Source organism: Streptomyces sp. NPDC048636 (assembly GCF_040650655.1).
Classification (GTDB): domain Bacteria; phylum Actinomycetota; class Actinomycetes; order Streptomycetales; family Streptomycetaceae; genus Streptomyces.
In genome coordinates this window covers 212,899-237,420 of the sequence record NZ_JBEZHR010000005.1, presented here as the reverse complement: position 1 = coordinate 237,420, position 24,522 = coordinate 212,899, and the positions used below count along the sequence as shown (strand labels likewise).

The window sequence follows — 24,522 nt, the reverse complement described above, 5'->3', positions numbered from 1 at the left end:
TTCTCGGTTCTGTTCGGTCCTGACTCAGTCCTGCTCGGGGCCGAGCCAGGGGCCCCGGCGCCAGCCGTCGGTGTCGTAGTCGTCAAGGCACTCCTGGACCAGGTCCTCGTAGCGGCCGAGGCTGCCGCGGCGGCCGGCCCAGCGCAGTGCGTCCAGCCGGATCTGCTCGCCGTTGCCGGAGTAGTTGCGCTCGTAGAGCTCGTGGCGGGCTCCGAACTCGGTGCCGATGGCGTCCCACACCAGCTTGAAGAGCTTGATCCGCTCCAGCGCCGAGGTGTCGGCGCCCCGGTAGTAGCGGTCGATGAGCGGGCGAAGTTCGGGATGGGCGAGGTCGCGGACGCTGGAGGGGACCACCAGGGGCGCACCGCCGAGCAGGGTTTCGAAGAGCTCGTGCACCCGGTTCCAGATATGGGCGTTGGCCATCCGCATCGCGGAGGCGTGTTCCAGGCGCGGCAGGACCGTGCCGCCCGGGCCCGGTTCGGGATCGTGGGCCATGGCGGAGGTGAGCGCGCGGACCAGGTCGCGCAGGGTGATGAGTTCACCGAGCCCGGCCTGCACCCCGCGGAAGGTGTCGGTGCCGTTGGCCCTGGTGGCCCGGGAGAGCAGCCCGGCCATCAACTCCAGCTTGACGCCCAACCGGATCCCGGACTGGAAGTTGTAGAGGTTGGGGAAGCCGGATCCCGCGTAGAAGCCGGTGGCGCGTTCGATGTCGCGGTGGACGAGCACGTCCTCCCAGGGAATCAGTGCCTCGTCCAGCAGCAGCACACTGTCGTTCTCGTCGAAGCGGCTGCTCAGCGGGAAGTCGAAGGGGGTTTCGGCGCGCCGTTCGTAGGGGGTGCGGCAGATGAGCCGCACACCGGGGTTGTCCATCCGGACGAAGAAGACCAGTGCGAAGCGTTCCGCCTTGCCCTTCTCCAAGTGGGCCGAGCCGACCGGCGCCACAAAACCCGCGTTGGTCAGCGCGGATCCGGTGGCGAGCATCTTCGCCCCGCTGACCACCACCCCGGCGTCGGTCTCACGCACCGCGTGCACGAACACATCGCCCATGTCGTGGATGGCGCGCTTGCGGTCGATCGGCGGGTTGATGATGACGTGGTTCAGGTGCAGCGCCTTGCTCGCGAACCTGCGGTACCAGGCGGTGGCGTTGGCGGCGAACTCGCCGTAGTAGTCGGCGTTGGTGCCGAGACCGGCCATGAAGGCGGCCTTGTACTCGGGGGTGCGGCCCAGGAAGCCGTAGCTCATACGGGCCCAGGTGGCGATCGCTTCCCCGGCCCGGACGAGGTCGTCGGCACACCGGCTGGGTGTGAAGAAGCGGTGTGTACGTATGCCGGTGTCCGGGTCCACCCCGGTGAGCACATCGGCGGTGGCGGGGTCGTGGAGGGCGTCGTAGAGCCGGGCGAGGGACCGGGCGGAGTTACGGAAGGCCGGGTGCGTCGTCACATCCTCGACCCGCTCGCCGTCCACGAATACGGCACGGCCGTCCCGCAGGCTCTCCAGGTACTCGGCCCCGGTCATCAGGGCGTCCACGGTCTTCCGTGGCCGGGTCACCGTCATCGGACGAGCCCCGGGTTGGCCAGCGGCGGATCGCCGAGGACCTGGACACGGCGCAGATGCCGGGGCGCGCCGCTGGTGAAGGCGTTGCGGCCGTGCAGCAGGGTGTAGTTGTCGGTCACCACCAGGTCGCCGGTCCTCCAGGGGTGCGCGTAGAGGTGGCACGGGTCGTACAGGGCGGTACGCAGTCCGCGGTGCAGTGCCGCGAGTTCGGAGGCGTCGGCGAGGCCGGAGAACTCCAGATCGGGGTGGTTGACGAAGGTCTCGCCCGCCCCGAAGGTGGGCTCGTTGTAGCGGATGACCGGTGTGCCGTGGACCGGGTGGGCCATGACCACCGGGGAGACACAGGTGCTGTCGTAGTACTCCATCTTCCGGTGGTAGGTGCCGGTGGCCCGTGACCACAGGGCCCGGGTGGCGGGATCGGCGTGGGAGAGCACCGCGGCGGTGTCGGAGAAGGTGGTCTCACCGCCGTTGCCCTCACCGGGCGCGTGGACGCACTGGAAGATCTGGAACTCGGGGATGTGCTCCCTGTACATGCCGTCCCAGTGCATCGGCATATGGCTGTGGTCGAATATGTGGTCTTCCGGGTCGGGCCGCTGGACGAGCTCCAGCACCGTGCCGAACGGCCAGACGCTGAGCTCGCCCCATCGCTCGCCGTACGCGGAGAGTCCGTCGGGCTCGTCGAACGCAGCGAAGTCGCGCAGCAGGAGCAGCCGGTGCTCGCGGACGAGGGCGCGCAGCGGCGCGACGGGGAGCTCGGTCGGCGGACGGCCCCGGTCGAGGGCGTGGAGGGCGAGCCCGAAGGGTGCGAGGGGCGTGAGCCTCAGCCGCCGGTCGCCGAGGAGGGCTTCGTCAATGGTCATGGTGGAAGGCTCCTGTCAGGGCGGCGGGTGCGGTGGCGGGTGCTTGCGGCAGCACGAAGTGGCTGGGGCGTCCATGGGCCGTCACCAGCCGGGCCCCCGCTGCCTCGGCCTCGGCACGTTTCATCAGCGTGAAGCGCCCGTCGCCGGTGTCGACGGCGGTGCTGTGCCACGGCGTGAGCCAGACGTCCGGGGTGTCCGCCAGCAGCAGCCCGATCTTCCGTGTGCTGCACGGCTGGGGGTGGATGGAGAGACGGACGGCGTCGGGGAAGAGCTCGGCCAGCAGCTCGTCCCAGGCGCGGCTGCGGGCGATGACTCCGTAGGCGAGTTCACGGCAGTGGCGCTGAAGGGCGGCGCGGCTGCCGGTGTACTCGGGGACGGACAGGTCCTCCAGCATGAAGCGGGTGATCCCCCGGTACATATGGACCAGGTCGCCGCCCCGGCGTACCTCGGCGCGCAGCTCGTCCGGGTGCGGACCGCGGCCGGCCGTGAGCCCGGCGCGCATCTGCGCGTGGTCGGCGCCCGGATAGACCTCGTCCAGGGTGAACTGGGCGAGGTGGACGGCACCGATCCGGTCGATCACACGGCTGATGTCGTGGGCGTACCGGGTCACGTTCTCGTCGCTCACCCCGATCAGGTCGTTGAAGACCCGTCCGTCGGAGCAGATGAGGATGCGGGCACCGGGCGGGTAGACCTCGGTGATGCGCTCGCAGAGCGATTCGAGGAATCTCAGCGCGAGTTCCTCGGCCAGGTCGGGCAGCGGGCCGAGGACCTTGGCGGGGTTGGGGGACTTGGTGGGAAAGGCCGGGAGCAGGAACTCGATGGTCCGGCCGCGTGCCATGGCTTGTGCGACCGCGTTTCGGTGGTGCCGTAAGCACCGCAGGCAGACCCTGCCGGTGCAGCTGCCGCCGCGCGCTCTGCGCTGGTGCACCAGCACCTCGCGGATCACTTCGATGGCGGCCAATTCGGTATCGAGGGTGGCGAGTTCGGACACCGCGCCTCCTGTCGTGGGGATTCCTCCACCCTGGGCGCAGGGCGCACATGAAACGCACAAAGCCCGTTCGGTGCCGTACGCCACGGCAGGCCGCGGCTGCCTCAGCGGGGTCGGTGGCCGAGGTTGCCGAGTTCCTGCCGGGCGCGCGCGTCCCAGTCGGGCATGCGCAGCACGCGGAACCCGGCCAGTGCCGCGCCGAAGCTGCCCCGTGCGCTCTCCCGGTCGCCGAGGGCGGCGTACGCGCGGCCCCGCATGAAGGCGGTGAGCGCCTCTCCACGGCGGTCACCGAGCTCGGCGAACATCTCCGCGGCCTGTGTCAGCGGGCTGAATGCCGCACCGGCCCGCTCCGGGTCCCGGGCCAGCCCCAACCGCCCGATGGTGTAGAGCGCGTACGCCTCACCGGGGCGGTGCCGCACCCCGCGGTAGTGGGTCAGCGCCCGGTCCAGGTGGCGGGCGGCCGCGGGGTACCGGCCGAGCGCGATCTCGGTCACGGCCAGTGCTTGCAGCACATCGGCGAGGGCCAGTGGCTGTCGCAGGCGCTCCGCCGCCTCGAGCGCGTTCTCCAGCACCCGCGCCGCCTCGGCCTCGCGGCGCTGCTGGAACAGCACCGTGCCCAGACTGCGCAGCGCCAGCACCATGCCCCGCAGGTCACCCAGTGCGCTCAGCACGGCGACGGCCGCGGACGCGTCGGTGTACGCGTCCTCGGCCAGGCCCCGGTCCGTGGTCGCGAAGCTGCTGTGGACGCGGAGGTACGCGGCCCGACGCCGCTCCCCCAGTGCGTCCAGCTGCCGGATGGCGGAGACGAACCAGCGCACCGCCTCGTCCGCCCGGCCCCGCCCGGCACCGGCCCGGGCCAGCGATCCCTGGGCCATCGCGATCCGCCTGCGGTCGCCTTCGGCCGACGCCCGCTCGAGCACGGCCCGCGCCATCCGCTCCCAGTCGTCCCACCAGTTGCGCTGATGGCAGATGTCGTCGAGGACGGCGAGGAGTGCGCTCGCCCGCTCGCCGTGGCCGGAGCGTGCGGCGTACTCCACGGTGGCCGCGAGGCTGGTGCGCTCGTACTCCAACCAGGCGGTGGCCATATCCGCTCCCGTGCGGAGCAACCGCTCCCCCGCGAGGGAGACCCGGTGCAGCCAGCCGTCCAGCAGACGCCCGACGATCTCCCGCCGTCGCGCCGGGGAGTCTTCCTCGGCGGCGCGCTCCGCGGCGTAGGCGCGCAGCAGATCGTGCATGCGGTAGCGGAGCCCGCCCTGTGGATCGACGTGGTGGGCCCGGATGAGGTTGGCGTGGATCAGGGCGTCGAGGACGTCGTCCACGCCGTCGTCCGGCTCCTCGTCCCCGGCCACGCCGGACATGATGACCGCGGGGATCCAGGACGGGAACTCGCCGGTGGGGACCAGCCCGAGAGCGCGGAACACCCGGGCCGCGTCCGGGGCCAGCCCGCGGTACGCGGTGGCGACACAGGCGCGCATGGCGAGGTCACCGGCGCGCAGCTCACCGAGGCGGCGCTGTTCGTCGGCCAGCCGCTCGGCCAGCCAGCGCACCGGTCGGTGCGGGTTCCCGGCCAGCCGGGCCCCCGCCACCCGGAGCGCCAGGGGGAGGCCGGCACATCCGGCGAGCAGCCGCCCCGTCGCCTCCGGGTCGGTGGCGAACCGCCGTGTTCCGGCGATGCGGTCGAGCAAGACGCGCCCGTCACCGTCGTCCAACGGTTCCACGTCGAGCAGCTGCACGCCGGGAATGGCGGTGAGCCGCGCCCGACTGGTGATCAGGACGGCACAGCCACCGGTCCCGGGCAGCAGGTGCTCAACCTGGGAGGTGTCCATGACGTCGTCCAGGACGATCAGCACCCGGCGGCCCACGAGCCTCGACCGGAACAGCGCGGCCCGCTGGGACTCGGCCGCGGGAATCGCCGATCCGGGCACCCCGATACTGAGCAGCAGATCCGCGAGGACGGTGGCGGATGTGCGGCGCGGTCCGCGCGCACTGTCGAGCTGGACGTAGAGCTGACCGTCGGGGAAGGTGCCGCGGAGCCGGTGGGCGAGGTGGGTGGCCGCAGCGGTCTTGCCCACACCGGGCAGACCCGTCAGGACCACCACCGGGACCGCTGTCGGCGGCCGTTCGGCGTCGGCCGCCGTCAACAGCGTGGCCGCGCGGGTGAGCAGTTCCTCATGGCCGACGAAGTCCGGTATGAGGGTGGGCAGTTGGCATATCGGCCATGTTTCCGCGGATCTCGATCTCGTGCCCGGATGAGCGGGATCCGCGGTCGGCGGGGCCAGTTGGCGGACGGGGTGGGACCGCGGCGGTCCTGCCACCAGGGGTACCGGGGACAGGTCGCGGGCGAGTACGGCCTGGTGCAACCGCCGCAGTTCGGTTCCGGGATCGAGTCCGAGTTCGTCCCGGAGCGCACGGCGGGCCCGGGCATAGGAGTGCAGCGCGTCTCCCGGACGTCCACAATGGTATTGAGCGGTGATCAGCAGACCCCACAGCCGCTCGCGCAGCGGGTGCACCGCCGTCCGGGCCTGGAGCTCCGGGACCAGTTCCTCGTACGCGCCCAGGGCGATCCGGGTCGCGGCGTGGTCCTCGAAGACCGAGAGCCGGGACTCCTCCAGCCTCGACGCCTCCATATGCAGCGCGCCGTGATGCGCCAGGCCGTCGAAGGCGGAGCCTCGCCACAGTCCCAGAGCCGCGCGCAGCCGCTCGGCTGCCGTCCAGTGATCCCCGTCGGCCATGGCCGACCGGCCGCGCGCGGCCAGGTCGTCGAAGAGCCTCAGGTCCAGTTCATCCGGCTGGACCCGCAGCCGATACCCCTGGTGGCCGTGGCTGAGCCGGACACCGCCCGAGGCCGCGTTGAGCACTCCGCGCAGACCGGCGGCGTAGCTGCGTACGTTGGCCTGCGCGGAAGCCGGTGGGCTCCCGGCCCACAGCACCTCGCAGAGCCGGTCGGCGGGGACCGCGGTGTTCACGTCCAGCAGGAGAGCCGCCAGGAGAGTACGCGGCTTGGGTCCGCCGAGCGGCAGCGTCTCACCGGCACCGATGACCTCGACCGGCCCCAGCACCCTGAATTCCACACGTCGTAACTCCACGCCCGACCACCCCTCCGGCTCTCCCGGGGAGGGGTGATTCCCGTAGTGAGGCCATCCGCCGTAACGGCGTGGCCACTCTGATCACTTCCGTGGCCGGCGCAGCAGGGGCTCGGTGACAACGCGTCGCGGGGCCGTGGGTCAGAGTGTTTCGGTGACGGGCAGGTATCCCTGTGCGGGACTGGCGGAGAGCGTGAAAATTCCCGTGAATATCGGCTCGCCCAGTTCTCAAGGCTGGTGATAAGCGAGAGGGGATTCCTCTGAACTTCCCGCACATCGGGGGCACTTACGAAGTCGGCCTACCGTCGATTCTGAGCCAATTCCTTGCCCGGGGAAGTCATGAAGATCAATGTGATGGCTGGTCACCTTCGTCGACCTACGAAGACCGGACCACGCAGAACCAGACCACGCCGACAACCCTGGCGATGGCGGCCTCCATCGCCGTCGCCACCACACCGCAAGCCTTCGCGATCGACGTCGTGGAGTGCGGGCCGAGCGACTACCTCACGGTGGATTGGCACATTGGATACGGGGGCTCCTGGACCCAGCGGAAAACCTGCTTCGCCAACGCCGGATCGGGTCCAGTGGTGGGGGGACGGACGCTGGCAGCCCGCCACCCCCATCGGTAAGAACACCGTCTACAACTTCCCGAACCATCCCGGCGGGGTCGCGCTGGATCGGGTGAGGATTCTCTAATCGTCGGCGATACCGGGGGCGGCGATCCTGCCCGATCGTCGCCCCCACCGGTACCGCGTTTCCAGGGACTCGCGCCGAGGGAGCTGTCGCGGGGTTCGGACAGAGCCGTCGTCCGGCCGGTTCACCGGTCCAGGGCTCGCCATTCGGGCGCGAGGACCGCCCAGACCTGCTTGTCGTAGCGCACACCCTCGTACGGCCATGCCTCCCGCCGCACACCCTCCAGCGTCATACCGAGCCGCCTGGCCACGGCCGAGCTGCGCTCGTTGTCGGCCCGGCAATGCCACTCGGCCCGGTGCAGCCCCCGGGAGGTAAAGGCCCAGTCCAACAGCGCGCCGCAGGCCCGCGTGATCAGACCGTGGCCCTCAGCGGACGGCTCCAGCCAGCAACCGATCTCGCAGGAGCCGGCAGCGGCGTTGAAATCGGTGAACATCACCCCGCCGACCAGCACCCCACCCCGCCAGATGCCGTACAGGCGGGCACCGTCGCCCGCCTGGCGCTCGGCATACCGCGTCAGCGTGGCCCGTGCCCCGTCCACATCGGCGGTGACGAACGCGGACCCGACCCAGGGACGGATGTGCTCACGAGCCCGGTCCAGGTGGTCGGCGAACTCCTCGGCATGCCACACCTCCAGCCCGCCAAGGTGAGCACCGTCGCCCAACGACAGCGAGAACATCAGAGCCTCCCCCTTTGCACAACAAGCGTTATGGCAATGTACCGTGGCAAGCATGCCACGCACCAAGGGAGATCACGAGGCGCGCCGACGCGATGTCTCCGAAGCGGTCTGGCAGGTCATGGCCGCACGCGGCTTCGCCGGTCTGACCTTGCGTGCCGTCGCCGCCGAACTCGGCGCCACCACCGGCCTGCTCACGCACTACTTCCCCACCAAACACGCCTTGGTGGAGTACGCCCTCGACCTGCTCGAGCAGCGCACCATCGCCCGCCCCCGACGCCACGCGGGCAAGGGTCTCGCCGCCGTCAGGGACGCACTTCTGGACATCCTGCCGCTGACCCCCGAGGCCACCGACAGCAACCGCGTCTGGGTCTCCTCCTGGGACGCCGCACTCTCCGACCCCGAGCTGAGCGCCGACTACGCACGTAAGTACGCCCAGAGCCGCGAGAGGCTCGGTGAGCGGGTGGCCGCGGCCCAGGAGCTCGGCGAACTGCCCCCGGGCGATCCCGCGCACCTCGCGGCCGGCGCTCAGTCCTTCGTCCTCGGCCTGGTGGTCCAGGCCCTGTTCGACCCACCGGCGTTCCCGCCACAGCGGCAGGTCGCGCTCCTGGACGACTACCTGGCCACCCTGACGACCCGCACGGATCCCATGACGACCGCTCCGCGCAGCTCGTGATGGCGGGCTCTGAGCAGCGGCACGTCACCCTTGGTGGGGGGCGCGGGCCTGGAGGGATGCCCAGCCGCCCGGCGGTGTGCCGGGCAGCGCCCGTCCTGCACCGCTGATCCGTCGCAGCACACCGGTGGCGCTGGTGTCGGCCTCGTCGAGCAGCCGGGGCATGTCCACGCCCACGAGTGCCCCGTCCCGCTTCACGAACCGGCCGGCCACGAGCACATGGCGGACATCGTGGGGTGTGGTCTGGAACAGTACGGTCCCGGCCGGGTCCAGATGCGGACGCTGGGAGGCGCCGGGCCCACCGATGACGATGATGTCGGCCTGCTTGCCGGGTGTGAGGGTACCGATGCGATCCGCCATGCCGACGGCCTCGGCGGCGTTCACCGTGGTCCACTCCAGCGCCTCGTGGGCGCTGACCGTCACCTGTTCCGGGTTGACGCCTTCCTGGTTGAGTGTCCGGGTGTCGGCCCAGCGCTGGAAGCCCAGGCCGAAGCGCGCCTGGGAGAAGAGGTCCCCGCTGTTGAGGGAGATCACGTCGCAGGACAGCGTCGGTTTGATCCCGTGACGCTTGAGGGCGCCGAAAACGGGCTGGCCCATGCCCATGTTCAGCTCGGTCTCCGGGGAGATGGAGACCTTCGCCCCGTTGCGCGCGAGGATCTTCCAGTCGTCCTCGGAGAGCGTGTTGCAGTGGACGTGCACCTGGTCCGGGCCCAGCAGTCCCGCCGCTTCGAATTCGGCGACGCGGGTGGGTGCTCCCCATACACACCCGGTGTGGGTGACGATCAGGGCACCGTACTCACGGGCGGCGGACACCTCGGCCCGCACCGTCTCGAGGGGTGTCATCTCGGGTTCGGTGAGTGCGACTCCGAGGGTCAGCAAGCCGTCCTTGCCGGAGAACCAGCTGTCGGCGACCCGCGACAGGTCGGCCCGGCGCTGTGCGTGGGTGGAGAAGTGCGGCGGGGCGGCGGGGTTGGACTCGAAGAAGCCGTATCCGAACACCGCCCGTAGGCCCGCGTCCCTCAGCCCGGTGATCGCCGCGTCCGCGTGCTCGGGTGTGTTGTTGCAGTGGGAGAAGTCCAGCAGTGTGGTCACACCGGCGTTGAGGGCGTCCAGGGCACCGAGCCGGTTGCCGAGATACACGTCCTGCGGAAGGTAGGCGGGCGACACCCCGAGCCGGATGCCGAAGATGTAGTCGATGAGAGTCCAGTCCGTACACAAGGCCCGCATCTGCGTCTGCCAGGTGTGCCGGTGTGTGTCGATCATCCCGGGCATCACGATATGGCCGCTGACATCGACGATCTCGGCATCGACGGCCAGCGGCTCGGCGCTGACCGCCCGTACCGTCCCGTCCTCGATCAGGACGTCCGCGCCGGGCAGCGACTCCAGCCGCGGGTCCATCGTGAGCACGGTGCCGCCGCGAAGGAGCGTTCGCTGTGACGACATATCGATTACCGCCTTGTAACGTCGGATGGGGTACGGGCCCAGAACACCACAGCCGACACCGCCCATCATCAGCCGAATCGGTTGTGATCCGGCAGCGGCGGGAGACCGCGGCCGGGCCTCACACCGCTCGGCCGCTCGACGCTGATGGACGAGGAACACGCGATGGACATCCAAGAGCTCCGTTACGCGGTCACGCTCGCCGAGGAACTCCACTTCGGCCGGGCGGCGCGGCGGCACTTCATCAGCGCCCAGCCGTTCGGCCGTCGCATCCAGCGCCTTGAGCGCGAACTGGGTGTCGCCCTGTTCGAGCGCACGAGTCGGCGGGTCACGGTCACGGCTGCCGGGGAACGTGTCCTCGCGCACGCCCGCTCCGTTCTGGCGACCCTCGACGCACTGCCCGAACTGGGGCGCCGGGAAGACGCGCGGGACACCACCCTGACGATCGGGGTACTCGGCTTCGGGCTCGCCGACTGCTGGCCCCGGTTCGTCGGCCTCCTCCGGGACCGGCTGCCCTTCTGCACCTTCGTCTACTCCGACGTCGACTTCGTCGACCAGTACGAGGCCCTCCACGCCCAGCGAGTGGATGTGGGCCTTGTGCACTACGCGGGACCGGTCGACGGGCTGGTCTTCGACCGCGTCCTCACCGTGCCCAGAGTTGCCGTCGTCCCGGCGCGTTCGCCGTTCGCCGATGCCGAACGCCTCTCCCCCGCGGATCTTCGCGACGAGATCTGGGTGCCGGTGGCCTCCTCGCATCCGGGGCTCGCGAGCTGGGCCGGTCCCGCGGTCAACGGAGCGCGCGGGACCGCGCCGGTACGCACCCCCGCGGCCCTGCCCGAAGCCGTTTCGGCGACAGGGTGGCTCTCGCTCCACGCCGCGGCCGCGGCCCGCTTCTACCCGCACCATGGCGTCCGGTTCGTGCCCCTCGACGGGCCGCCGTGCGAGATCGCCGTCGCCACACGCGAGTCCGACCACCGACCCGCTGTCGAAGCCGCCCGCCAAGCGGCCCGAGTCCTTCCCGGCGTACCGGGCATGGCGACGTAGGCGACTCCGGCCCGGGGACCGGAGTGTGCCGAGGACCACTCATGGCATGTTGTGCAACTAGTTGCACAACATGGCCGCGGTCCTCTACAACGAGAGGAACAACACCGCACCGGGAGGCCCCCGCCATGAGCCCGTACCCCCACCTGCTGAGCCCGCTCGACCTGGGCTTCACCACACTGCCCAACCGGGTGGTGATGGGCTCCATGCACGTCCGGCTGGAGGAGGTCGAGCGCGGCTTCGAGCGCCTGGCCGCCTTCTACGCCGCCCGGGCCCGTGGCGGGGTGGGCCTCATCGTCACCGGCGGTGTCGCGCCCAACGAGGAGGGCCGACCGTCCGAGGACGGTGCCACGATGACCAGCGAGGCGGAGGCCCGGCAGCATCGGACCGTCACCGAGGCCGTGCACCGCGAAGGCGGTCGGATCGCCCTCCAGATCCTGCACTTCGGCCGCTACGCCTACCACGCCGACCTCGTCGCGCCCAGCCCCCTCCAGGCGCCGATCAGCCCCCATACGCCCCGCGAGCTGACCGACGCCGAGATAGAACGCACCATCGCCGACTACGCCCGCACCGCCCGCCTCGCCCGCGCGGCCGGATACGACGGCGTGGAGATCATGGGCTCGGAGGGCTACCTGATCAACGAATTCACCGCCGCGCGGACCAACCACCGCACCGACCGCTGGGGTGGCTCGTACGCGAACCGGATGCGCTTCCCCGTCGAGATCGTCCGCCGGGTGCGTGAGGCGGTCGGCGAGGACTTCATCGTCGTCTACCGCCTGTCCATGCTCGACCTGGTGCCCGGCGGCTCCACTCTCGACGAGGTGATCACCCTCGCCAAGGCGGTCGAGGCCGCGGGCGCCACGATCATCAACACGGGGATCGGGTGGCACGAGGCGCGCATCCCCACCATCGCCACCTCCGTACCGCGCGGCGCCTACACCTGGGTGACCAAGCGGCTGATGGGCGAGGTGTCCGTCCCGCTCGTCACCACCAACCGCATCAACACCCCCGAGCTGGCGGAGCGGTTGCTGGCGGAAGGTGCTGCCGACATGGTGTCGATGGCGCGCCCGATGCTCGCCGACCCGGACTTCGTGGCCAAGGCCGCCGAGGGACGGCCGGAGACGATCAACACCTGCATCGGCTGCAACCAGGCTTGCCTGGACCACACCTTCAGCGGGCAGGTCACCTCCTGTCTGGTCAACCCGCGCGCCTGCCACGAGACCGAACTCGTGCTGTCCCCGACCCGGCTGCGCAAACGTGTCGCGGTCGTCGGCGCCGGACCGGCCGGACTGGCCTGCGCGGTCTCGACGGCCGAACGCGGCCACCGGGTCACGCTGTTCGACGCGGCGAGCGAGATCGGCGGCCAGCTCAACGTGGCCCGCCAGGTCCCCGGCAAGCAGGAATTCGACGAGACACTGCGCTACTTCCGGACGCAGCTGGACCAGCACGGGGTCGATGTCCGCCTGGACACCCTCGTCACCGCCGACAACCTCGACGACTACGACGAGGTCGTCATCGCCACCGGTGTCACCCCCCGTGTCCCCGACATCCCCGGGGTCGATCACCCCAGCGTCGTCGGCTACCTGGACGTCCTGGGCGGCCGCACCCCCGTCGGCGAGCGGGTCGCGATCCTCGGCGCGGGCGGTATCGGGTTCGACGTCGCCCAGTACCTCACCGACTCCGGCGACAAGGCGCACGAGGATCCCGCGACCTACTTCCGCCTGTGGGGCGTCGACATGGACTACCGCACCCCCGGCGGCCTCGGCACGCCCGAACGCGCCGCCCCGCCCCGCACCGTCCACCTGCTCCAGCGCAAGACGACCAAGGTCGGCGCCGGGCTCGGCAGGACCACCGGCTGGATCCACCGCGCCGAACTCAGGCACCGCGGTGTCACCATGCTCCCGGGCGTGCGGTACGACCGGATCGACGACGCCGGACTGCACGTCACGGTGGGCCAGGAGAGCACCGTGCTGGAGGTCGACACCATCGTCCTGTGCACCGGCCAGGAGCCACGCCGCGGCCTGTACGAGGAACTGGTCGCCGCCGGGCGGGGCGTCCACCTGATCGGCGGCGCCGACATCGCCGCCGAACTCGACGCCAAGCGCGCCATCAAGCAGGGCACGGAGCTCGCGGCAGCCTTGTGACCCGCCACCGCGGTTCCTGGGGAGGGCGCGCTGACGTCCACGCGGTCGTCAAGCGCGCCCGCTCCTGTGCAGTCGAGCGCGCTGCATGGCCCACCAGACCTCGAGTGCCGTGCGGGCTTGGCGAAGGTCGCACGCCGTGAGCTCCTGGTACCGCTTGACGCGGTAACGCAAGGTGTTGGGATGGATGAGCAGTTCCTCGGCCGCAGGGTCGACGCGCTGGCCGTGGGCGAGGTAGCACTCCAGCGTCGCGACGAGGCGAGCCGCCACCTCGTCCGGCAGGACGGCCAGCGGGGCCAGATAGCGCAGCGCGAGCTGCTCGCCCACCTCCTCGTCCGCGGCCACGGCAGGGAGCACTCCGAGGCTCGCCATGTCGTGGACGCCGGTCGTGGCGAACAACACGGCCGTGGTCAGCGCCCTGGTGGCCTTGTGGAACGAGTGGGCCAGATCGCCGAACGCGACGCTCGGGCCGAGGCCGACATAGCCATCGACAGCGCCACGCGGGGGACGGACGACGAACCCCGCGAGGTCACCGTCGACAAGGCTGAACAGGCCACGGTCCGCACCGCCCGTCAGCCCGAGTACCTCGCGCAACTCCGTGACGGACCGCCCCGGAGTGGCCGCCCGGGCCCGGATGGCGTGGAAATTGCGGCCGAGGTCGAGGCCGTACTTCTGCGCCCGCACCCGGATGTCCGTCGGACCGGCGGTGGCGTGCAGCACGTCGCGTACGAACTCCGCACGTCGCTCGTACTCGCTCCCGACCATCTCCAGCTCGGCGTCGCGGTGACCGCGCACGCTGGCGATCATGGCCACGTTGCACAGGGTGTGGAGGTCCATGATCAGCCGCAGAAGCGCCGACTCGGCGACGACATGGGCATGCCCGTATCGAGCGACCGCCTCGGTGACGGCCTGAGCGCAGAGCCGCCAGCCGTGCAGCAGGTCGTCGACCGAGACGCCGATCGCGGCGCGCTGCCTGCCGTGTTCCTCGATCTCGGCCAGCTCCGCCCTGCTGAGCTCCCGGTCCTCGGGGACGACTCCCATCAGGATCTCGTTGACGCGGCTGACGGACGGAAGCAACGTCAAGGCGTCGAACGACCGGTACACGGCGTTGCCGGCTCTGAGGCGTTCCACGCAGAGGGCGGCCAGGGGGTTCCGGTCACCGACGGCGTAGCCGATCAGCTTGCTCCGGCCATCAGCCGGACTCCGTGCTCCTGCCATCGCTGAGTCCACTTGTCGATCGACGAACAACAGGTCCCCGCTCCCCCGCGGCGGGCCGCGGGCCACACGGCGATGCTACGGCCCCGGCGGTTGTCCCGGGGTCACCGGTGCGCACCCGTCGGCTCGCGGTCCGGCCCGGGTGGTCCCGCGAAGGACTGGGCCAGCGGGAGCCAGGCCCGTGCCACGGACCCGGTCGCCACCAGGTCGAGGTCGTCCGGATGCCGACGCCGTGTGACGAGGAGGCAGAAGTCCAGGGCGGTGCCGGTGATCCGGTGCGGCGCGGTCGGCTGCCCCCAGCACCAGGTGTCGCCGTCGGGCGCCGAGAGAACGACACGGACGGGCTCGCCGGGGACGGGCAGCCCGCGCAGCGCGAACGCGAAGCCGAGCGTACGGACTCCCAGGTGGGCGATGTGGCGCAGCCGGACGGTCGGGGTCCGGACGACGCCCAGGGCGTCGGCCACGTCCTGGCCGTGTGCCCATGTCTCCATGATCCGAGCGGTGATCATCGAGGTCGGCTTCATGGGTGGGCCGAACCAGGGACACCGGGCGTCCTCGGGCAGGTCGGCGAGGACGGCGAGCAACCCGTCACGGCCGTCGCGCCACGTGGCGAGCAGAGCGGCGGGGTCCTGGGCGGCGCCACGTTCGGCCGCGGAGTCGACGAGGGTGGCTCCCTGATCGCGGACGTCGCCGAGCCAACGGGTGAACTCCTCCGGCGCGCCCACCGCGAGGGCGGCACATCGGTCGGTCCAGGCAAGGTGGGCGATCTGGTGGGCTATGGACCATCCTTCAGCGGCGGTGGGGGTGGACCACCGCTTCCCGGACAGCGGGGAGACCAGGGTGTCCAGTTCGCTGTACTCGGTCCGGAGGTCGTCCAGAAGGGTCAGCCGGTCAGGCATGTTCCATCCGTCCCGCGGCGAGGGGAGTCAGCGCCGCCCCGCCCGGCTCGGGGGTAGCGCCGCCGTCCTCGCGGTAGAGCCGGTCGATCACCTCGCCGTATTTGTCGTGGACGGCCGCGCGGCGGAGTTTCAGCGTGGGAGTGAGTTCGCCACCGGCGACGGTCCACTCGTCCGACAGCACCGCGAACTTCTTGATCTGCTCGACCCGGGCAAGCCTCTCGTTGGCCGCCGCCACGGCCCGCCGTACTTCATCGATGACCTTGGGGTGCGCCGCGAGACGGTCCACCGAGTTCTCGTCGATCCCCTCAGCGGTGTCGATCCCGTGAGCGGTGGAGAACGCGGCAAGGCCGTCCGCGTCCAGAACCAGCAGCGCGACGTTGTACGGGCGGAGGTCGCCCACCGCCATCACCTGACCGACGAGCGGACTCGCTTCCTTGATCTTGTTTTCGATGGCGGCCGGAGACATGTTCTTGCCCCCCGCGTTGATGATCAGTTCCTTCTTGCGATCGACGATCTTCAGATAGCCGGCGTCGTCGATCTCGGCCACATCCCCGGTGCGCAGCCAGCCGTCGGCGTCCAGCACTTGGGCCGTGAGGTCCGGCGCGCCACGGTAGCCACGCATCACCATGGGCCCCCGGACGAGTAGTTCGCCATCGTCGAGCAGGCGCGCCTCCATACCGGAGACGGGTGGCCCCACGGTGCCGGCCCTGAGGGCCCCCGGTGGGTTGACCGTGCCGATTCCCGCGGTCTCCGACATCCCCCACAACTCGCTGAGTTCAATGCCCAGGGCAAGGAAGTACTCCACCGTCCGCACCGGCATCGGGGCCGCTCCGACCGCCAGGAAGCGGCATGCGTCGAGGCCGAGCCGCCGCACCACGGCGGCGCGCTGCGCGGCGGTCAGCGCCGACGGGTCAGCGATGCCCTGGGCCAGCAGGGCCGCTTGGACCTTCTCCCAGACCCGCGGTACCCCTCCCCAGTAGGTGGGTCGGACTTCGGCCACCACGTCCATGATCTGCCGGGCGTCCGCCACACTGACCGTGGTCGCTCCGGTGAGGGTGGGCAGATAGTGGAACCACGCACGGTCGAGGATGTGCGCCGACGGCAGATAGGAGGTGCTGCGCCCGCCGCGGCGCATGCCGAGCAGGTCGCAGATCGCGTGCAGCCCGGACACCATATTGCCGTGCGTGATCTCGACGCCCTTGCGCCGACCGGTCGTCCCCGATGTGTAGATCAACGTGAGTACGTCGTCGGACCGCACAGCCCGCCATGCCGCCTCGAAGTCGAACCCTTTGTCCTCCAGCGTCTCGAGCGTCGCCAGTGACATCACCCCGGCCGACCCGGGACGGTCGACCACGACGATGTGCTCGACGGCGGTGTTCTCACATGCCGCGATCACCCGATCGAGGAACCGCGCCTCGGTCACCAGCACGGTGCAGCCGGAATCGCGGACCAGCACGGCGATCTCTTCGACCGGGAGTGTGTTGTAGATCGAGAACGGCACCGCGCCCACATGGACGGCGGCCATGTCGAGTACGTGGAACTCCGGTCGGTTGACCAGCATCAACCCGACCGTGTCCGAGTGACCGACACCCAGCGCCGACAGTCCGCCCGCCACGGTGCGCACCCGCTGGGCGTACTGCCGCCAGGTCAGCCGCACGCTCCCGTCGGAGGCACGCAGAGCGAGGTCCGAGGCGCATGTCCGGGCCGTTCGCTGAAATGCTGCACACAGCGTCGAGGCGGGCAATCCCGGCGGGGGCCCCACGGGCACGGCTCCTACGGACATGGCTCCTCCTCGCTCCCGGACGTTCCCCCGGCGTTTCCGAGGATTCCCGTGCCGGGGGCACAGCGCCATGGACCCACCACCAACGTTCGCGTCCCGCGGTTGCGAGAATTTCCAATCGAGCGGGCCGGTTTCCCGCCCGCCGTGTTGTTCCGGGGGCCGGGTGCGGCGTTCCAAGGGGCCGCCCGCGGTGGCCGGATGACGCGTCACGCTGGTTACCCTTTGCGAACCGGCCCTGTCGCTCGGGTGGCGGCTCGCCCTCGAGCACGCGAGACGGCGCGGCGGGGCTTCAGCGGCCGGAGCCCTGCTGAGAGGGGATTCGAGGATGACGACAACACCTGCCGTCGAACGCTTCACACTGGACGGGGTTCCGCCGCGGGAGAGGGGTCACCGCTGGGAGGAGATCCTGTCGGCCACCCACTTCGACACCGCGGTCAGGGTCTCGCCGAGCCGTCCCGGCAGACCGTACCGGGCCTCCGTTCGCCGGGTGCTGATCGACGATCTCACCCTGGTGGACACCCGCTGCGGTCCGTGCACCGGAGCACGTGGCCGCAGCCGGATCAAGGGCGCCGACGACGATCACGTCGTCGTGCAGTTCACTCGCGCCGGACGGGAACTCGTGGCGCAGGACGGTGACTCCAGGGAGCTCCGCGGGGGCGACTCCATCGTCTGGGACACCGCTCGGCCGACGCGCTTCGAGGTCCTCGAGCCCTTGGTCAAGCGCAGCCTCCTGATCCCGCGGACCGCGCTCCGGGAGGTCGGCGAGCCCCCGGCTCCCCTTCCTGGCGTCCTGGCCGCCGCAGCACCCGCGACCCGGCTCCTCGCCCGCCACCTGGACGCCCTCGCCCGGTCCATGGAGGGCATGTCGCCGACGGCGGCGGCGTCGGCGCGCAACGCCACGCTCCACCTCGTCGCGGCGGCTCTGCACGCCGCCCCGCCACCCTCGGGCCCGGCGGCGGAGGGCCCGGTGTCCCTCCGGCGTATGGCCGTGGAGCGGTGGATCGAGCGGAACCTCACCCGCTGGGACCTCACTCCCTCGGTGGTCGCCAGTGAACACCTCATGTCGGTCCGGACCTTGCATCGCCTCTTCGAGGAGACCGGGGAGACCGTCGCCGGGTTCGTCCGCACCCGCCGACTCGCCAGGGCCCGTGGCGAGCTCATCACGGGCGCGGAACCTGTCTCCGCCATCGCCGCGCGCTGGGGCTTCTCCGACCCGAGCCACTTCGCGCGGGCGTTCAGCGCGGTGTACGGCACCGCGCCGACGAACTACCGGGCGCGGCGGCTGCTCACCTCGCGGACGGATGCCTCGGGTCCGGGTCATTGACGCTGAGCGGCCAGAACGTGGCACGCGGAGGCAGGCGGTGAGGTGCGCGGTCGATCCAGGATCGGAGCATCGGACCTAATGAGGTGGATGACTCATGATTCGCGAGGACATCGCATTCGACGCGCAGGGCGCGACACTGCGGGGCTGGTTCTACCCGGCCGCCGGGAACGAGGGCCGGAAAGCACCCTGTGTGGTGCTCCAGCACGGCTTCTCGGCCGTCAAGGAAATGGGGCTCGACCGGTACGCGGAGATCTTTCAGGCGGCCGGGCTCAACGCGCTCGCCTACGACCACCCCGGCTTCGGCGCGAGTGACGCGCTCCCCGGCTCCCCGCGCCAGGAGGTCGATCCATGGCAGCAGGTGCGTTGCCTTCAGCATGCCCTCACCTATGCCCAGAGCAGGGAGGATGTCGACGCGGACCTCATCGGGGTCTGGGGATCCAGCCTCGGCGGCGGCAACGCGTTGGTGGCCGCCGCGATCGATCGCCGGGTGCGTTCGGTCGTCAGCCAGGTGCCGATGATCACCGGCTCCGCGCTCTCCGGCAGCGAGGGGGACGGGGCCGAGCTCGCGACCGCGTTCACGGCCGAGCGGGTGGCTCGGGCGGGTGGTGCGGCCCCCGCCACGATCCCGGTCATCAGCAACGACCCCTCGGTGCCCGCCGCGTTGCCCACACCTGATGCCTACGCCTGGTTCTCGCAAACGGAGAACGACCAGCGCTCGACCTGGCGCAACGAGATCACCTTCCTGTCGGCGGAGCACACCCGCGGCTACGAACCCGGCGCCTACGTGCGGTTCATCGCCCCCACTCCGCTACTGATGATCGTGGCACCGAAAGATGAGACCACCCCCGGCGTATTCGCCACCGACGCCTATGAGACCGCCTCCCGTCCCAAGAAACTGGAACTGATCCCGGGCGGGCACTTCGACGCCTACGACGGGGAGGGGTTCGCCCTCTCTTCCACGGCAGCACGCGACTGGTTCACCACACACCTACTGGGGACCCGTCCCTGAGCCAACGGCCGCGCGGCGCGCGGCGGGTGCCGGTCCGCGACCGGCACCCGCCCGCGGTCGCCCACCCGGCAACCCGTGTGGCGCCCCTACCCAGTTCAGCGGCTTGACCGGAAACGGTGATCAGTTCGGGCGGGCGCGGAGTTCTTCGTTGATGCGCTGGGCTTCCTCGAGTTGGTCTTCGAGGATGACGATGCGGCAGGCGGCTTCTACCGGGGTGCCGTTGTCGACGAGTTCGCGGGCCCGGGCGGCGATACGCAGCTGATAGCGGGAGTAGCGACGGTGGCCGCCTTCTGAACGCAGCGGGGTGATCAGGCGGTACTCGCCCAGGGCACGGAGGAAGGCGGGAGTGGTGCCGATCATCTCGGCAGCCCGGCCCATGGTGTAGGCGGGGTAGTCGTCGTCATCGAAGTTGTCGGTGGGACGGGCACTGCTACCGGGCATAGACCTCTTCTTTCGAAATACGCGTCGAGGGGCCCGGGTGCCGTAGTGGCACCCGGGCCCCGAGCTGTCAACACCATCTGCCGGCTGAATGTGCCGGCCTTCTTATTCCGCTCGTCCGCCTGGGAGGGCGGAGATACGGGGATCGCGTATGCGTGACCGGGGACCACCTTCCAATCGGGGCCTGCGGTACCCGAGCGGCTTCTCGCCCGCTCGGGCGATCCTGATGGCGTCTGCTCCTTACCTCGTTCGGCTACTCGGTCGTACTGCTGATATCGCGGATACTGCGCGCGACCCCTGAGGCCGCTCGGCCCGGCCGCCAGCGAGGGGACCCACCGTTCCCGGCCCCGTCACTCCGCCGCCGTTCCGCTCCGTACTGTGCTGCTCGCACGGCAGTTCATCTCTGCCGAGCCCTCTTCGACTCCTTGAGTACGCGAGAAACACTACCCCCGGCACACCTCCATGTCTACTCCCGCCACAACAGATTTTCCCCCGCGTCCGGCGACAGGGTTTCTATGACGCGACCACCTGGAAGAGTGCGATGCGGACCTGAGGAACCCGACGCCACGGCGGCCTCCCGCACCACCAGGAGCTCCCTCGTCAGCCGCCCTGGACCCTCGACCCGCAACCTTGACCTGCGTCATTGCATGACCATGCGATTCTCTGCATACTATTGCCATGTCCAAGGTCCTCACCTCCCTCCCCGCCGGCGAACGTGTCGGCATCGCCTTCTCCGGCGGCCTCGACACCTCTGTCGCGGTCGCCTGGATGCGCGACAAGGGCGCCGTCCCGTGCACCTACACCGCCGACATAGGCCAGTACGACGAGCCGGACATCGCCTCGGTGCCCGGGCGGGCCAAGACCTACGGCGCCGAGGTCGCGCGCCTGGTCGACTGCCGCGCGGCGCTGGTGGAGGAGGGCCTTGCCGCGCTCACCTGCGGGGCGTTCCACATCCGCTCGGGAGGGCGCGCCTACTTCAACACCACACCGCTCGGCCGCGCCGTCACCGGCACTCTCCTGGTCCGGGCGATGCTCGAGGACGACGTACAGATCTGGGGCGACGGCTCGACGTTCAAGGGCAACGACATCGAGCGGTTCTACCGGTACGGACTGCTCGCCAACCCGCATCTGCGGATCTACAAGCCCTGGCTGGACGCGGACTTCGTCACCGAGCTGGGCGGCCGCAAGGAGATGTCGGAGTGGCTTCTCGCCCACGACCTGCCCTACCGGGACAGCACCGAGAAGGCGTACTCCACCGATGCCAACATCTGGGGCGCCACTCACGAGGCCAAGACGCTGGAGCACCTGGACACGGGCGTGGAAACCGTACAGCCGATCATGGGCGTGCGGTTCTGGGACCCCTCGGTCGAGATCGCCACGGAGGATGTGACGATCGGCTTCGACCAGGGCCGCCCGGTGACGATCAACGGCAAGGAGTTCACCTCCCCGGTCGATCTGGTGATGGAGGCGAACGCCATCGGAGGCCGCCACGGCCTGGGCATGTCGGACCAGATCGAGAACCGGATCATCGAGGCCAAGAGCCGCGGTATCTACGAGGCACCCGGTATGGCCCTGCTGCACACGGCCTACGAACGCCTGGTCAACGCGATCCATAACGAGGACACCCTCGCCCAGTACCACAACGAGGGCCGCCGCCTCGGCCGGTTGATGTACGAGGGCCGGTGGCTGGACCCGCAGGCGCTCATGGTGCGCGAGTCACTGCAACGCTGGGTCGGCGCGGCCGTCACGGGCGAGGTGACACTGCGACTGCGCCGCGGTGAGGACTACTCCCTCCTCGACACCACGGGCCCGGCCTTCAGCTACCACCCGGACAAGCTGTCGATGGAGCGCACCCAGGACTCCGCGTTCGGCCCCATGGACCGGATCGGCCAGCTCACCATGCGCAACCTCGATATCGCCGATTCGCGCGCCAAGCTCGAGCAGTACGCCGGAATCGGCCTGCTCGGCACCGCCACACCTGCCATCGGCGCCGCCCAGGCCGCCGCGACCGGACTCATCGGCACTCTGCCCGAAGGCGGCGCCGAAGCCATCGCCTCCCGTGGCGAAGGATCCGGTGACGACGAGGTGCTCGACCGTGCCGCCATGGAATCCGGTACGGACTGACCGGATCGGCGAGCGGAAGGGGCGGCCAGGCGCCAACGGCGCCGGGCCGCCCCTTCTCCATGCCATCCCGTCTGCGGAGTCCGGCCGCCCTCGGGACTTTCGACCCGGCCGCCACGGCCCGTTCGGCCACTTCCACGTGGTCGAGGCGCACCTAGCGTGGTGGCGTCGGCCACATTCGTGGGCTCCGCTCCACCGGCGACGGGAGAGAGATCACAGTGTCTGAGAGCGCGGTGCCCCCCGCCACGGTGGCGGCGGGCCGAGCCTGGCTGTCCTGGCTGACACCGCTGTCGCCCTTCGCACTCATCGCCGTGATCGCCGTGGTGGAAGTGGCCACGCCGGACTGGCTGCGGCTGGGTCCCGTCCTCGCCTCGGCCTCCGTCTTCGCCGCCGCGATCTGCGGGCTCGGTGTCACGGCGGCCGTCGCCGCGACGACGATCGGGGTGAATGCGGTCCTGGATCTGGTCGACAGCCGCTGGGGGTCTTCCGCGTCCCAGATCATCAACATCGCGCTGCTGACCGTCGGCCTGGCAAGCCTTCTGGCGTGCTCCATCCGGCAGCGCCGGGAGCGGGAGCTGACACAGGTGCGCTCCGTGGCCGAGACGGCCCAGCGCACACTGATCCGCCCGCTGCCCGCTCGTTTGGACTGCTTGCTGCTCCAGGGCACGTACATGGCCGCCGAGTCGGAGGCGCGTATCGGCGGCGACTTCTACGAGGTCCTGCACACGCCGCACGGGGTCCGTCTCCTGATCGGCGATGTCCGCGGCAAGGGCCTGCCCGCGGTCGACGCGTCCGCCGCGCTGCTGGGCGCCTTCCGGGAAGCCGCACACCACGAGCCGAACCTGGCGAATGTGGCGCACTGGCTGGAGGGCAGCGCCCGCCGCAATATCCGCCGGCTGTACGGGGAGGAGTTCACCGAGCGGTTCGCCACGGCGCTGCTCGTGGAGATCCCGGAGGGGCCGGTAGCGCGTCTGGTGCAATGCGGTCACCCACAGCCGCTGGCCATCCGGGACGGCACCGTTCAGGGCTGCGAATCAGCGGAGCCCGGCCCGCCGATCGGCTTCGCGGAACTCGTCGAGGCCGGACCGTCGGTGGAGACGATCCCCTTCCGCGGCGGTGACCGTCTGCTGCTCTTCACCGACGGCGTCATCGAGGCGCGGGACGCGGCCGGACGGTTCTACCCGCTGCCCGAACGCATGACGCGGTGGAGCTACGATCCGCTGGACCAACTCGTGGACCACGTACGGGCGGACCTGCGGCGGCACGTCGGTGGTGACCTCGACGACGATGCCGCCCTGCTGGCCATCGAACGTCTGCCGCCGGGGAGTTGAGCACGCGGCGACCAGGACCCCCGGCGGCCCTCCGCACCGGGATCCATGAACTCCGCCTAGTCCACGTCGATGGAGACGGTGCGCACATCCCGGTCCCAGTCCAGCTGGTCGGTCAGCGTGTTGTCGCCTGGACGCTGCGGGGACGGTGCCCGGCCGGTGCTCGGCGGAGTGCGGGTGCCACGGGAGATGCCCCCGCTCGCGGTGATGTTGTGCTCCACACGCGGGCGCCGGTACGTCTCATAGAGGGAGAGCGCGCCGTCCAGATCGGGGCTGTCCCTCAGGGACTTGGCGAGGATGACGGCGTCCTCCAACGCCATCGAGGCGCCTTGCCCTGTCGCCGGTGATGCCGCATGCGCGGCATCACCGATGACCAGCGTTCGTCCGGATCGCCAGAGGGTTCCGACGGGAATCTCGGTGGCGTTGGTGGCCATGATGCTGTCCGCGGAGGCCGCGACGATGCCCGCGGCGGGAGTGTCGTCCTTGCACAGCAACTCAACAAGTGCGTCCCGCCGACGGAAACTCGCGGGGTGGGTGAGTTGATCGGCGGGGATGGCCTGTCCGGCGACTCGGGCGAACCAGTACGTCTCCCCTTCGGGCGAGACCGCGTAGCCGAAGGCCGCACCGCTGCCCCGCACCATGGTGATGTGCCCGGTCTCCTCCACCATCGGGGCGCTGCGGGTGTAGCCGTAGAAGACGCTCTCCCCCGCGTAGACGGGCTCCGCGCCGGGCGCGATCGATCGCCGGACGGTCGAACTCAGGCCGTCGGCGCCGATGAGCAGATCGCCGGCCGCGACGCTGCCATCGGCGAAACGCGCGCACACCTCGTCCGGTCCGTTCTCGATGGACACCAGCCGCGCACCGTGGGACAGCCCGATCCCCCGACGGACGGCCTCGGCCTGCAACGCGGCGTTCAACTCGCCACGCCGCAGGCACCGGTACCGGAGGAGCGGGTCGCCCGCGTCCCCCAGCGGCACATGGGCCTGTTCCTCCCCCTGGCCGTCGAGCACACGCATCGAGCGCAGCGGAAAGCCGATCGCGGTGACCACGTCCGCGGCGTCGAACTGCGCCAGGGCGCGCATCCCGTTGCTCGCCAGGGTCAGGAAAGCCCCGATGTCCTCGGCCGTGTCCGGATGTGCCTCGTGTACGGCGACGTCGAATCCTGCCTTGTGCAGGGCCAGCGCGGTGGCCGTACCGGCGATCCCGCCACCGATGATCTGAATGCGCGTCACGTACCAGTCCCCCTCTGCTCCGTAGGTCCC

General features: G+C 70.4%; 18 protein-coding genes. 7 read left to right on the top strand and 11 right to left on the bottom strand.

Annotation, left to right across the window (positions count from 1 at the left end):
* Window positions 1-24 precede the first annotated feature (24 nt).
* The 5 genes from AB0C66_RS16385 to AB0C66_RS16365 form a co-directional block, all read right to left on the bottom strand.
* Complete coding sequence (locus AB0C66_RS16385) at window positions 25-1,554, bottom strand: 4-hydroxyphenylacetate 3-hydroxylase family protein (protein ID WP_362437988.1); 1,530 nt, start codon at window positions 1,552-1,554, stop codon at window positions 25-27.
* Entirely contained in the window at window positions 1,551-2,414 is an 864-nt protein-coding gene (locus tag AB0C66_RS16380) for a TauD/TfdA family dioxygenase (RefSeq protein WP_362437985.1), read from the bottom strand. The genes AB0C66_RS16385 and AB0C66_RS16380 overlap by 4 nt, the downstream gene beginning before the upstream one ends.
* On the bottom strand, window positions 2,404-3,405 hold the full coding sequence (locus AB0C66_RS16375; RefSeq protein ID WP_362437982.1) for an isocyanide synthase family protein: 1,002 nt from the start codon (window positions 3,403-3,405) through the stop codon (window positions 2,404-2,406). The genes AB0C66_RS16380 and AB0C66_RS16375 overlap by 11 nt, the downstream gene beginning before the upstream one ends.
* Before the next feature lie 101 nt (window positions 3,406-3,506).
* On the bottom strand, window positions 3,507-6,473 hold the full coding sequence (locus AB0C66_RS16370) for a BTAD domain-containing putative transcriptional regulator (RefSeq protein ID WP_362437979.1): 2,967 nt from the start codon (window positions 6,471-6,473) through the stop codon (window positions 3,507-3,509).
* A gap of 829 nt (window positions 6,474-7,302) precedes the next feature.
* Complete coding sequence (locus AB0C66_RS16365; RefSeq protein WP_362437976.1) at window positions 7,303-7,854, bottom strand: GNAT family protein; 552 nt, start codon at window positions 7,852-7,854, stop codon at window positions 7,303-7,305.
* Window positions 7,855-7,906: 52 nt separating this feature from the next.
* On the opposite strand from AB0C66_RS16365, the gene AB0C66_RS16360 reads away from it, so the two are divergent.
* Window positions 7,907-8,527: a TetR/AcrR family transcriptional regulator gene (locus AB0C66_RS16360; protein WP_362437973.1), complete on the top strand. Its 621-nt coding sequence runs from the start codon at window positions 7,907-7,909 to the stop codon at window positions 8,525-8,527.
* Window positions 8,528-8,551: 24 nt separating this feature from the next.
* On the opposite strand, the gene AB0C66_RS16355 is transcribed toward AB0C66_RS16360, so the two are convergent.
* Entirely contained in the window at window positions 8,552-9,967 is a 1,416-nt protein-coding gene (locus tag AB0C66_RS16355; RefSeq protein WP_362437970.1) for an amidohydrolase family protein, read from the bottom strand.
* 162 nt (window positions 9,968-10,129) lie between these two features.
* Between AB0C66_RS16355 and AB0C66_RS16350 the strand changes: the two genes are divergently transcribed.
* The gene (locus AB0C66_RS16350) at window positions 10,130-11,008 is read left to right on the top strand and encodes a LysR family transcriptional regulator (RefSeq protein ID WP_362437967.1); all 879 of its coding nucleotides are present in this window, start codon (window positions 10,130-10,132) and stop codon (window positions 11,006-11,008) included.
* Between the two features lie 125 nt (window positions 11,009-11,133).
* Entirely contained in the window at window positions 11,134-13,149 is a 2,016-nt protein-coding gene (locus AB0C66_RS16345; protein WP_362437964.1) for an NADPH-dependent 2,4-dienoyl-CoA reductase, read from the top strand.
* A gap of 48 nt (window positions 13,150-13,197) precedes the next feature.
* Here AB0C66_RS16345 and AB0C66_RS16340 read toward each other — a convergent pair whose 3' ends face one another.
* From AB0C66_RS16340 to AB0C66_RS16330, 3 genes are all read right to left on the bottom strand, one after another.
* Window positions 13,198-14,364 carry a helix-turn-helix domain-containing protein gene (locus AB0C66_RS16340; RefSeq protein ID WP_362437962.1) on the bottom strand — a complete coding sequence of 389 codons (1,167 nt, stop codon included), beginning with the start codon at window positions 14,362-14,364 and terminating at the stop codon, window positions 13,198-13,200.
* A gap of 101 nt (window positions 14,365-14,465) precedes the next feature.
* Entirely contained in the window at window positions 14,466-15,260 is a 795-nt protein-coding gene (locus AB0C66_RS16335; protein WP_362437959.1) for a TIGR03084 family metal-binding protein, read from the bottom strand.
* A complete protein-coding gene (locus AB0C66_RS16330; RefSeq protein WP_362437955.1) occupies window positions 15,253-17,043 on the bottom strand; it encodes an AMP-dependent synthetase/ligase in 1,791 nt (596 codons plus the stop codon). The genes AB0C66_RS16335 and AB0C66_RS16330 overlap by 8 nt, the downstream gene beginning before the upstream one ends.
* Before the next feature lie 322 nt (window positions 17,044-17,365).
* Between AB0C66_RS16330 and AB0C66_RS16325 the strand changes: the two genes are divergently transcribed.
* Both AB0C66_RS16325 and AB0C66_RS16320 read left to right on the top strand, forming a co-directional pair.
* Window positions 17,366-18,364, top strand: a complete 999-nt coding sequence (locus tag AB0C66_RS16325; RefSeq protein WP_362437952.1) for a helix-turn-helix domain-containing protein — start codon at window positions 17,366-17,368, stop codon at window positions 18,362-18,364.
* A gap of 94 nt (window positions 18,365-18,458) precedes the next feature.
* On the top strand, window positions 18,459-19,373 hold the full coding sequence (locus AB0C66_RS16320) for an alpha/beta hydrolase (RefSeq protein ID WP_362437949.1): 915 nt from the start codon (window positions 18,459-18,461) through the stop codon (window positions 19,371-19,373).
* Window positions 19,374-19,493: 120 nt separating this feature from the next.
* On the opposite strand, the gene AB0C66_RS16315 is transcribed toward AB0C66_RS16320, so the two are convergent.
* Window positions 19,494-19,814, bottom strand: coding sequence for a MerR family transcriptional regulator (locus tag AB0C66_RS16315; RefSeq protein ID WP_362437946.1), 321 nt, complete (start codon window positions 19,812-19,814; stop codon window positions 19,494-19,496).
* Between the two features lie 675 nt (window positions 19,815-20,489).
* Here AB0C66_RS16315 and argG point away from each other — a divergent pair.
* Together argG and AB0C66_RS16305 are read left to right on the top strand one after the other, a co-directional pair.
* On the top strand, window positions 20,490-21,935 hold the full coding sequence (gene argG, locus AB0C66_RS16310; RefSeq protein WP_362437943.1) for an argininosuccinate synthase: 1,446 nt from the start codon (window positions 20,490-20,492) through the stop codon (window positions 21,933-21,935).
* A 215-nt stretch (window positions 21,936-22,150) separates the two neighbouring features.
* Window positions 22,151-23,263 (top strand): PP2C family protein-serine/threonine phosphatase, encoded by a 1,113-nt coding sequence (locus AB0C66_RS16305; protein ID WP_362437940.1) that lies wholly within the window; start codon window positions 22,151-22,153, stop codon window positions 23,261-23,263.
* Between the two features lie 56 nt (window positions 23,264-23,319).
* Here the strand turns inward: AB0C66_RS16305 and AB0C66_RS16300 are convergent, their stop codons facing one another.
* Complete coding sequence (locus AB0C66_RS16300) at window positions 23,320-24,492, bottom strand: NAD(P)/FAD-dependent oxidoreductase (protein WP_362437937.1); 1,173 nt, start codon at window positions 24,490-24,492, stop codon at window positions 23,320-23,322.
* Between the last annotated feature and the right edge of the window lie 30 nt (window positions 24,493-24,522).

Coding starts and splice junctions, on each gene's coding strand:
- AB0C66_RS16340 (WP_362437962.1), bottom strand. CDS start 14,364: ATGGCAGGAGCACGGAGTCCGGCTGATGGCCGGAGCAAGCTGATCGGC.
- AB0C66_RS16315 (WP_362437946.1), bottom strand. CDS start 19,814: ATGCCCGGTAGCAGTGCCCGTCCCACCGACAACTTCGATGACGACGAC.
- AB0C66_RS16330 (WP_362437955.1), bottom strand. CDS start 17,043: ATGTCCGTAGGAGCCGTGCCCGTGGGGCCCCCGCCGGGATTGCCCGCC.
- AB0C66_RS16360 (WP_362437973.1), top strand. CDS start 7,907: ATGCCACGCACCAAGGGAGATCACGAGGCGCGCCGACGCGATGTCTCC.
- AB0C66_RS16335 (WP_362437959.1), bottom strand. CDS start 15,260: ATGCCTGACCGGCTGACCCTTCTGGACGACCTCCGGACCGAGTACAGC.
- AB0C66_RS16325 (WP_362437952.1), top strand. CDS start 17,366: ATGACGACAACACCTGCCGTCGAACGCTTCACACTGGACGGGGTTCCG.
- AB0C66_RS16365 (WP_362437976.1), bottom strand. CDS start 7,854: ATGTTCTCGCTGTCGTTGGGCGACGGTGCTCACCTTGGCGGGCTGGAG.
- AB0C66_RS16385 (WP_362437988.1), bottom strand. CDS start 1,554: ATGACGGTGACCCGGCCACGGAAGACCGTGGACGCCCTGATGACCGGG.
- AB0C66_RS16345 (WP_362437964.1), top strand. CDS start 11,134: ATGAGCCCGTACCCCCACCTGCTGAGCCCGCTCGACCTGGGCTTCACC.
- AB0C66_RS16320 (WP_362437949.1), top strand. CDS start 18,459: ATGATTCGCGAGGACATCGCATTCGACGCGCAGGGCGCGACACTGCGG.
- AB0C66_RS16355 (WP_362437970.1), bottom strand. CDS start 9,967: ATGTCGTCACAGCGAACGCTCCTTCGCGGCGGCACCGTGCTCACGATG.
- AB0C66_RS16380 (WP_362437985.1), bottom strand. CDS start 2,414: ATGACCATTGACGAAGCCCTCCTCGGCGACCGGCGGCTGAGGCTCACG.
- argG (WP_362437943.1), top strand. CDS start 20,490: ATGTCCAAGGTCCTCACCTCCCTCCCCGCCGGCGAACGTGTCGGCATC.
- AB0C66_RS16350 (WP_362437967.1), top strand. CDS start 10,130: ATGGACATCCAAGAGCTCCGTTACGCGGTCACGCTCGCCGAGGAACTC.